At 52.8% G+C, this 9,527-nt stretch carries 7 protein-coding genes and 3 pseudogenes; 1 reads left to right on the top strand and 9 read right to left on the bottom strand.

Features of this window, described 5'->3' with window-relative positions:
* From ACUU1I_RS17530 to kdpF, 9 genes and pseudogenes are all read right to left on the bottom strand, one after another.
* Positions 1 to 121: ornithine decarboxylase (locus ACUU1I_RS17530; RefSeq protein WP_223724680.1), on the bottom strand; the 121-nt coding region annotated here is incomplete at its 3' end.
* 310 nt (positions 122 to 431) lie between these two features.
* Positions 432 to 536, bottom strand: a complete 105-nt coding sequence (speFL, locus tag ACUU1I_RS17525) for a leader peptide SpeFL (RefSeq protein ID WP_001312672.1) — start codon at positions 534 to 536, stop codon at positions 432 to 434.
* The gene (locus tag ACUU1I_RS17520; protein WP_005049430.1) at positions 515 to 649 is read right to left on the bottom strand and encodes a hypothetical protein; all 135 of its coding nucleotides are present in this window, start codon (positions 647 to 649) and stop codon (positions 515 to 517) included. The genes speFL and ACUU1I_RS17520 overlap by 22 nt, the downstream gene beginning before the upstream one ends.
* 161 nt (positions 650 to 810) lie before the next feature.
* A complete protein-coding gene (gene kdpE / locus ACUU1I_RS17515) occupies positions 811 to 1,488 on the bottom strand; it encodes a two-component system response regulator KdpE (RefSeq protein ID WP_000186112.1) in 678 nt (225 codons plus the stop codon).
* A pseudogene (kdpD, locus tag ACUU1I_RS17510) lies at positions 1,485 to 4,164 on the bottom strand (two-component system sensor histidine kinase KdpD). Before kdpD ends, kdpE begins: the two are co-directional and overlap by 4 nt.
* Positions 4,157 to 4,729, bottom strand: coding sequence for a K(+)-transporting ATPase subunit C (kdpC, locus tag ACUU1I_RS17505; protein WP_000016102.1), 573 nt, complete (start codon positions 4,727 to 4,729; stop codon positions 4,157 to 4,159). The pseudogene kdpD and the gene kdpC overlap by 8 nt, the downstream one beginning before the upstream one ends.
* A gap of 305 nt (positions 4,730 to 5,034) precedes the next feature.
* Positions 5,035 to 6,785 (bottom strand): annotated as a pseudogene (gene kdpB, locus ACUU1I_RS17500) (potassium-transporting ATPase subunit KdpB); the annotation flags it as partial.
* A gap of 22 nt (positions 6,786 to 6,807) precedes the next feature.
* Positions 6,808 to 8,481 (bottom strand): annotated as a pseudogene (gene kdpA, locus ACUU1I_RS17495) (potassium-transporting ATPase subunit KdpA).
* On the bottom strand, positions 8,481 to 8,570 hold the full coding sequence (kdpF, locus tag ACUU1I_RS17490) for a K(+)-transporting ATPase subunit F (RefSeq protein WP_001365534.1): 90 nt from the start codon (positions 8,568 to 8,570) through the stop codon (positions 8,481 to 8,483). Before kdpF ends, kdpA begins: the two are co-directional and overlap by 1 nt.
* A gap of 312 nt (positions 8,571 to 8,882) precedes the next feature.
* On the opposite strand from kdpF, the gene ACUU1I_RS17485 reads away from it, so the two are divergent.
* On the top strand, positions 8,883 to 9,089 hold the full coding sequence (locus ACUU1I_RS17485) for a YbfA family protein (RefSeq protein WP_000424921.1): 207 nt from the start codon (positions 8,883 to 8,885) through the stop codon (positions 9,087 to 9,089).
* Positions 9,090 to 9,527: the final 438 nt, after the last annotated feature.

Here is a 9,527-nt window from a genome sequence, read left to right as displayed (position 1 = left end):
TGACTGATAAAATAATGGCGGCAACGTCAATATAATTACTTTCGTCAATATTCACGCATGCACGATGAGTGGAAAAACAATCCGGGCAAGAACGGCTAACGGCAATTTTTAATTCTGACATTTTATTCATCTCTTTATTTCAGGTAATAGCAGGTCCTCAATTTCTCAAAGGAGAAATCGATCACGCCGGAAAAAAAGCAAAGCTCCACCGCTGATAAATAAATCAGTAGTTTGCTTTTTGCAGATGCAATAACCCAGACCAGCCCGGTAACTGGCTATACTCGTCATACCTCAAGTTGCAAGTGCTGCGACTCGAATTATTTAGAGTTTAAAAGGGTTAGCAGTATATGAGCACCGAGGAATACAGGTATTAACCTGTAATGCTTAAAGTCAGGGAGACCTGTACGTTGGGGTGCCCTTTAGTCAGAAGACTAGCGGGCATTAAAGAAATGAAAGTCAAAACTATTACGATGGGCAAACTTCATGATATGGGTTGTCCGCCTTATATGAGGCATTAAGCGGTTATTATTTTCCATTTACCTTTACCGCTTGCTGTGTCAGTTGAAGGTAGAGTTATTCTATCCATGAAATGGCTATAATCTGTGAAGAAGATCAACAAAAAACGATCATACCCCAGATAATAAATCATTAATTATGAATATCGCCATATTAGATGCTGTTTTGTTACTTAAATGTTGTAATTTCGTGTTTTATATTTGCGTTAAGAAATTAAACCTGCCAAATAATAATATTCGGCGCAGGTTTAATAATAAATTAATCACTATTTAAGCGAATTTATTGAATAACAATTCAAAGCATAAACCGATACCCAATACCGGTTTCAGTAATGAAGTGGCGAGGCCGGGCCGGATCCTGTTCCAGTTTTTGTCGCAGATGTCCCATATAAATACGCAAATAGTGACTGTGTTCGACCGCGTTTGGCCCCCACACCTGGTTAAGGAGCTGGCGCTGGGTGAGTACTTTTCCGGCATTGTTGAGCAGCACCGCTAGCAGGCGGAACTCAATTGGTGTGAGATGCACCTCTTCCTCACCCCGGTGAATCACGCGGGCGGCTAAATCGACGGTAACATCGGAAAATTTCACCAGCGGATCGGGCGCGGCGGTGGCGGAGTGGCGGCGTAAAGCGACGCGCAGACGGGCCTGCAATTCGCCAATGCCAAACGGCTTACTCAGATAATCATCCGCTCCGGCATCCAGCGCGGCGATCTTGTCGCTCTCTTCGCTGCGTGCGGAAAGCACAATCACCGGCACCGGGCTCCACTGGCGCAGGTCGCGGATAAACTCAATCCCATCACCATCGGGCAGGCCGAGATCGAGAATAATCAAATCTGGCTTACGGGTTGCCGCTTCCAGCAAGCCGCGTTGCAGAGTTTCGGCCTCAAAGACGCGCATCCCGTCGCCCTCCAGCGCCGTGCGCAGAAAGCTACGAATAGCCTGTTCATCTTCAACAATCAGAACGTTTGTCACATATCCTCATGAAAGTCTTCAAGTTCAGGAGCGGTTTGCTGGGGAAGTGTAACACGAAAACAGGCACCACCTTCCGGTCGGTTGAACGCGGTAATGGTGCCGCCGTGTACATCCACAATCGCCCGACAAATTGCCAACCCAAGCCCGACACCCGGCACCGCCGACTCTTTATTCCCGCGAGCAAACTTATCAAATATCGTCTGCTCCTGGCCTGGCGGAAGACCGGGGCCGTTATCCCAGACATCCAGTTGTAGATTTTCGCCCTCAACGTGGGCATCGATACCAATTTCGGCCTGCGCACCCGCATATTTCACCGCGTTCTCCAGCAGATTAATCAGCACCCGTTCAAAGAGTGGCCCGTCAACGTGGATTAAGGTCAGCGGTTCTGGCAGAGAAAGATTGATGGGCGACGATAAACCCGGTTCCAGCATTTGCAGCGCGCTGCCGACTACTTCTTCCAGCGTTAACCACTCTTTCTTCAAATTAAAGCCGCCGGACTGAATTCGCGCCATATCCAGTAGATTATTCACCAGTCGGGTAGTGTTCAGCACATGCTGACGAATCTCGCTGGCCTGGCGGGCGTGGGGTGATCCTTCGCTTGCCAGATCGAGCGTTAAGATTTCTGCCTGACCAAACAGCACCGTAAGCGGCGTGCGTAAATCATGCGAAAGCGCTGCCAGCAGGGCGTTGCGGATCTGTTCACGTTCGCTTGCCATCCGCGCCTGTTCTTCGCTGGCGGTTAGCGTCAGCCGCTCAAGGGCATTGGCGACTAACAGCGTAAAAGTCTCCAGCAGGCGCTGCTGTTCCGGGATCATCAACTGGCGCAGATTCCCCGGCTCCACCACCACCAGCCGTAGGTTTTCTCGCCGCTTTTTAGCGGCAAAATCTGGTACGGTACACCGGGTAACGTGTCGGTGCCCGCGCCCGCAGGCAGGCCTTTATCAAAACTCCACTGCGCGATGGCATCGTCCCATGGCGTCATTCCTTGCGGATGTGTTAACGGCTGCAATTTACCGTTGTCATCGGGCAACAACACCTGACTGCGGGCATGAAACGTAGAGGCAATAAATTGTTCGCTGGTGGCGGCGATGTCCTGCGGACTGCGGCCCACCGCCAGAGCTTTCGACATTTCATATAAGTGCCGTGTGCGTTGCTCGCGGTAACGGGCTACCCGCGCCTGATAACGCACGCCAGCAGTAAGGTTCCCGATCACCAGCCCGACGGTTAACATCACCGCGAAGGTCAGCAGATATTGCACATCAGAGACGGCGAGCGTGCCGCGTGGGGCGATAAAAAAGAGATCGAAACTCACCACATTAATGACGGTGGCAACCACCGAAGGCCAGCGTCCATAAAATAGCGCCACCACCACGCCAAGCAGATACAGCATCACCAGGTTGGCGGCATCAAACGCCATCAGCCACTGCATGGCAATTAAGGTGATAACGGCGCATAACGCGGCGGCAACCACGCATCCCTGAATCTGTACCCGCCACTTGTCTTTAAATGAGCGGCTATCCGGCGCGTTGTTAATCGTGCGGGCGGGTGGTTCATCAAGCGCGACCAGCACCTGATCGAGATCGGGGGCGATGCGCGCCAGTCGGTCAGCAAATGTTTCCCGACGCCACCAGCGGCGCGAGGCTGGGCGACCGAGAATAATCTTGCCGAGATTATGTTCACGGGCATAACGCACTACCGCTTTCTCTTCTGCTGGATCAGAAAGTGTTGCCGTCTCCGCGCCCAGCTCCTGCGCCAGACGTAAGGCGCTGAGAATTGCCCGACGTTTTTTCTCCGGTAAGCGATGCAGGGCAGGGGGTTCAACATACACCGCGTGCCAGACGCTCCCCAGCCGTGACGCCAGCCGCGCCGCCGCGCGGACCAGTTTTCGCTGCCGGTGTTATGGCCGATGCATAAAAGGATCGCGTCGCGCGTGTGCCAGACTTTCTCTTCGCCAGGATGCCCCCGCCAGGCGCGCATTTGCTCATCAACGCGATCGGCAGTACGGCGCAGTGCCAGTTCGCGCAGGGCGATCAGATTGCCTTTGCGGAAAAAATGTTCAATGGCGCGCTCCGCCTGCCCGGCAATATAGACGTTGCCTTCTTTCAGCCGCTGGCGCAGATCGTCCGGGGGCAAGTCCACCAGCACCACGTCGTCGGCGGCATCGAAAAAAGGATCGGGCACGGTTTCCCGTACCTGAATTCCGGTGACGCCGCTGACCACATCATTCAGACTTTCCAGATGCTGAACGTTGACGGTTGTGAAAACATCAATGCCAGCTTCCAGCAGTTCTTCGATATCCTGCCAGCGTTTAGGATGACGAGAACCTGGCGCATTACTGTGCGCCAGTTCGTCCATTAAGATCAGCGCCGGACGGCGGGCGAGGGCGGCATCGAGATCAAACTCGCTGATATGCCGCCCACGGTACGCCTGGCGTTTCAGAGGCAGAATAGCCAGCCCTTCAAGCATGGCGGCGGTATCTTTCCGCCCATGGGTTTCTACCACACCAACCACAATATCCAGCCCTTGCGCCCGCAGTCGCTGGGCTTCTGCCAGCATCGCCCAGGTCTTCCCGACGCCTGCACAGGCACTGAAGAAAACTTTCAGCTTCCCCCGATGCGGCGCGGCAGTTTGTTCCAGCAGACGGTCGGGGTCGGGACGTAAGGGTTCGTTATTCATCAAGCTTATCCAGTGCCAGATTGAGTTCGACAATGTTGACGACCGGCTGGCCGATATATTTCACCAGCGGTTGTTGGCTGTATTTTGCGATCAGCTGCGTGAGCTGTTCAACGCTGAGATTACGCGCTTTTGCGATGCGTGGGATCTGCCAGGCCACCGCTTGCGGGGTGATGTTATTGTCCAGTCCGCTTGCCGACGCCGTCACCAGTTCAACCGGAACGTTCGTGCTGGCGTCCGGGTTAGCGGCCCGTAATGCGGCAACGCGTGCGGCTATCTGTTTATCCAGCTCCGGGTTACTGACTGCCAGATTGCTCCCGCCAGAAGCCTGTGGATTATAGGGCATTTCTGCTGTTGCCGACGGGCGACCATGAAAATAGCCGTTGCCGGTAAAATTTTGCCCGATTAATGCCGAACCGCGCACCGTATCACCTTCACGAATCAACGAACCGTTGGCCTGCCAGGGATACCACCATTGCCCCAGTGCGGTGGTCAGCAGCGGGTAAACGCCGCCAGTAATCAATAACAGAAAGAGAAATGTCGATAATGCCGGACGTAATCCACTCATGGTAAACCTCACACCAGACTACAAACGGTTAGCAGTAAATCAATGACTTTGATACCAATAAACGGCACCAGCAGCCCACCCAGACCGTAAATCCATAAGTTACGGCGCAACATGGCAGAAGCGGTAAGCGGTTTATAACTCACGCCTTTTAACGCCAGAGGAATCAAAAAGACGATAATCAAGGCGTTGAAAATGACCGCACTGAGAATGGCGGAGTCGGGCGAATGCAGGCGCATGATGTTCAGCGCATTTAACTGCGGATATGTTGCCGCGAACGCCGCCGGAATAATGGTGAAGTATTTCGCCACATCGTTGGCAATGCTGAAGGTGGTCAGCGAGCCACGGGTCATCAGCATCTGTTTGCCAATGTGCACCACCTCGATCAACTTGGTCGGGTTAGAGTCGAGATCCACCATATTGCCCGCCTCTTTCGCCGCCTGGGTGCCGGAGTTCATCGCCACCGCGACATCTGCCTGCGCCAGCGCCGGAGCATCGTTGGTGCTGTCGCCGGTCATCGCTACCAAACGACCTTCCGCCTGATACTGACGGATCAATGCCAGCTTGGCCTCCGGTGTCGCTTCGGCGAGAAAATCATCGACACCCGCTTCCGCAGCTATCGCGGCGGCAGTCAGACGGTTATCGCCGGTAATCATCACCGTTTTAATGCCCATTTGCGCAGCTGGGCGAAGCGCTCTTTAATACCGCCTTTGACGATATCTTTCAGCGCAATAACGCCCAGCACACGAGAACCTTCCACCACCACCAGCGGCGTGGCTCCTTGACGCGCAACCTGATCGACTTTTTGATCAACATCGGCAGGGAAGTGACCGCCGTTAGCCTCAATATGGCGGCGAATGGCATCGACAGAACCTTTACGGATCATGCGGTTGTCGATGTTGATCCCGCTCATCCGGCTTTGCGCAGTAAACGGTACAAAGGTGGCATGGAGCGACTGCACATCGCGCTCGCGCAGGTTAAAACGTTGCTTGGCGAGGATCACAATACTGCGACCTTCCGGCGTTTCATCAGCCAGCGAAGCCAGTTGTGCGGCGTCAGCCAGCGTTTTTTCATCCACGCCCTGCGCGGGGATAAACTCCGACGCCTGACGGTTACCGAGTGTGATGGTGCCGGTTTTATCCAGTAGCAGAACGTCAACGTCACCTGCCGCTTCAACTGCACGTCCGCTGGTGGCAATCACATTCGCGCCCAGCATCCGACTCATCCCGGCGACGCCGATCGCTGACAACAGGCCACCAATAGTGGTTGGGATCAGACAGACCAGCAGCGCCACCAGTACCGTTACACTCACGGCATTACCGCCCCACGCGGAAAACGGCCACAGCGTGGCGGTTGCCAGTAAAAAGACGATGGTCAGAGCAATCAGCAGGATAGTCAGGGCAATCTCGTTCGGTGTTTTGCGTCGCTGTGCGCCTTCCACCATCGCGATCATCCGATCCAGAAATGTCTCACCGGGGTTAACGCTACACTCAATCACCAGCCAGTCAGAAAGAATACGCGTGCCGCCGGTGACGGAGGCAAAATCGCCGCCGGATTCACGGATCACCGGTGCCGATTCCCCGGTGATGGCGCTTTCATCGACCGATGCGCCGCCTTCAATGACTTCACCATCGCAGGGGATAATATCGCCAGCTTCTACCAGCACGATGTCACCTTTACGCAGTTGATCGGCAGGAACTTTGTCCGCCGCAGCGCCATATTTCGGCTCACGCAGCTTGCGGGCAAAGGCAGTTTTTTTCACCCCTTTAAGACTGTTGGCCTGCGCTTTACTGCGGCCTTCTGCCAGCGCCTCGGCGAAATTAGCGAACAGTACGGTGACCCACAGCCAGCCGCTAATTGCCGCGCTAAACAGCGCATTGCCAGGCATCGCACCGCTTGCCATCGCGATGCTAATACAGGTGGTCAGCAGACTGCCGATCCAGACGATAAACATCACCGGATTGCGCCATTGCGCCTGCGGGTTTAATTTTTTCACCGCTTCTTTCAGCGCCTGAACGACAAGTGTTGGTTCGAATAGCGCCAGTTGTTTACGACTCATATTCAGTGCTCACTCAATATCATCAGGAGAGATATTCCGCCACCGGACCAAGCGCCAGGGCAGGGATAAAGGTCAGTGCGCCAACCAGCAACACGGTGCCGATTAACAGGCCAACAAACAGCGGGCCGTGCGTTGGCAGCGTGCCGGAGCTGGCGGGTTGGCTCTTTTTACTCACCAGCGAACCGGCAATTGCCATCACCGGGATAATCACCCCGGAGCGACCGACAAACATGCAGAACGCCAGTAAACAGTTCCAGAACGGAGAGTTGGCGCTTAATCCGGCAAAGGCGCTGCCGTTGTTGTTAGCGGCGGACGACACGGCGTACAGCACTTCGCTAAAACCATGCGGGCTAGGGTTAAGTATGGCGCTACGTCCGGCGTCGGTCATCATCGCCAACGCCGCGCCCATCAGTACCAGTGTTGGAGTAACCAGAATCGCCAGTGCAGTCAGTTTCATCTCGCGTACGTCGATTTTTTTACCCAGATATTCCGGTGTACGACCAATCATCAGCCCGGCAATAAACACCGCCAGCAGGACAAACAGCATCATGCCGTAAAGACCAGAACCGACACCGCCGAACACCACTTCACCAATTTGCATTAGCCACATCGGCACCATGCCGCCGAGAGCGGTAAACGAATCATGCATCGCAATCACCGCGCCACAGGACGCCGCCGTAGTCACGACCGCAAACAGGCTACTGACCAGCACGCCGAAACGGCTCTCTTTACCTTCCATATTGATGCTGCTGTCTGCGCCGAGCGCCAGCAGATGAGGATTACCCTGAACTTCTGCCCACATAACCACGCCTACGCAGATGACAAAAATCACTGACATCGCCCACAGCAACATGCGCCCCTGGCGGCGATCGCCCGTCACTTCACCAAAGGCAAAGCACAGCGCTGTTGGGATCAAGAAGATCGCCAGCATCTGCACGAAGTTGGTCAGTGCGGTTGGGTTTTCAAACGGATGCGACGAGTTGGCATTAAAGAAGCCACCGCCGTTAGTACCGAGCATCTTGATCGCTTCCTGAGAAGCTACTGGTCCCATGGGTAACAGCTGTTGCGCTCCTTCAACGGTATTCACTGCCTGATAGGGCAGAAAGTTTTGCAGCGCACCTTGTTGAATAAAAAACAGTGCGATTAACAACGCCACAGGGACTAGCACCCATAACGTGATGCGTAGCAGATCGACCCAGGCATTCCCGAGTGTGCTCATGCTCTGGCGAGTAAACGCACGGATGAAGGCAAAAATCACCGCAATCCCGCTGGCGGCAGAAAGAAAGTTTTGTACCGTTAAGCCTGCCATCTGGCTGAAATAGCTCAACGTGGTTTCACCGCTATAAGATTGCCAGTTGGTATTCGTGACAAAGCTGACGGCGGTATTCAGCGCCAGATCCCACGACAGCCCCGGCAACTGCTATGGATTAAGCGGCAGATAGTGCTGACCGAGCAACATAAAAAACAGCACCGCCAGCCCCAGCATGTTCAGGCCGAGAATGGCACAAAGATATTGCTTCCAGTTCATCTCATGGTCAGAGACGCCAGGTAAACGAAAGAGTATACGTTCAACGCCCGCTGTACCTGGAAGAGGAATGTCATTAATCAGCCGCGCCAGCCCGCTGCCTAAAGGACGCGCCAGCACCATTAATACCAGTAAAAACGTGGCAATCAGTAAGAACCCTTGCGCAGCCATCAGAACGCCTCCGCATTGATCAGGGCATAAACCAAATAACCCAGTAATAAAAACACCAGCAACACGCCGGCTATCACGCCTGCACTCACAGTGCACCTCCAGTAGCCTAAAAGTGATACCGGAAGAGTAGAATTCTGGCTGCAAAGATTTCGCAAAAATCTGCGGACGGGGTGTAAAAAAAGTATAAAAATGGCAAAGGCCATGATTTAACTGATGGTTAGTATTAATTTAACTTTTGTGTAATTTAATTACAGTGTGAATGTAAATAAACCATCAATAAGCAAAAATAAGTGGTCGGATGAGTGGTAAAATTACACAAAAGGCGGTACTATTTTCATCAGATAAACAAATTCATTTTTCCGGTGCTATTCACCGGGTAGATACAAAAGGGGGAGAAAAGTATGGAACTCTACAGAGAATATCCTGCATGGCTTATCTTTTTACGCCGTACATATGCGGTTGCAGCGGGCGTTCTGGCGCTGCCTTTCATGTTTTTCTGGAAAGACCGCGCCCGCTTTTACAGCTACCTGCACCGCGTCTGGTCGAAAACCAGCGATAAACCGGTGTGGATGGATCAGGCCGAAAAGGCAACCGGTGATTTTTACTGATTGCCTGCGCGCTTAAGCCAGCCTCGTATCAGGGGGCTGGTTTAGGTGTTCAACATCAACGTCTTCCATGATAATTAACATGGAAGACGTTTCCATCGTATTATTCATTTCATCACTGTTTTAGCATCACGTTTCAATAGTATCCTTTCATAGGGCTACCCAGGATGCGGTCACCTTCATTGTCGCTCTAAGCGACTAGATCATCAGAAATCTCCAGTTAGATTGCATACTTCCTTACACACTTTCGTGAAACTTCAGGGTAAGGTGAGAAAGCCGTCATCCCTTTTTCTAATTCCAGCATCTAAATAAATTCCGAATTTTGTTATTAGTATCGCTACCGCAATAAAAACAGATAGTAAAGAGAGTAATATATACTTTATTGATATATTAAGAATAATTAATTGTTAACATATCTAATCCAATAAGATGTTATGTTGT

It is taken from the genome of Shigella sp. SIG3 (genome assembly GCF_053555855.1).
This window is presented reverse-complemented; position numbering and strand designations above follow the sequence as displayed.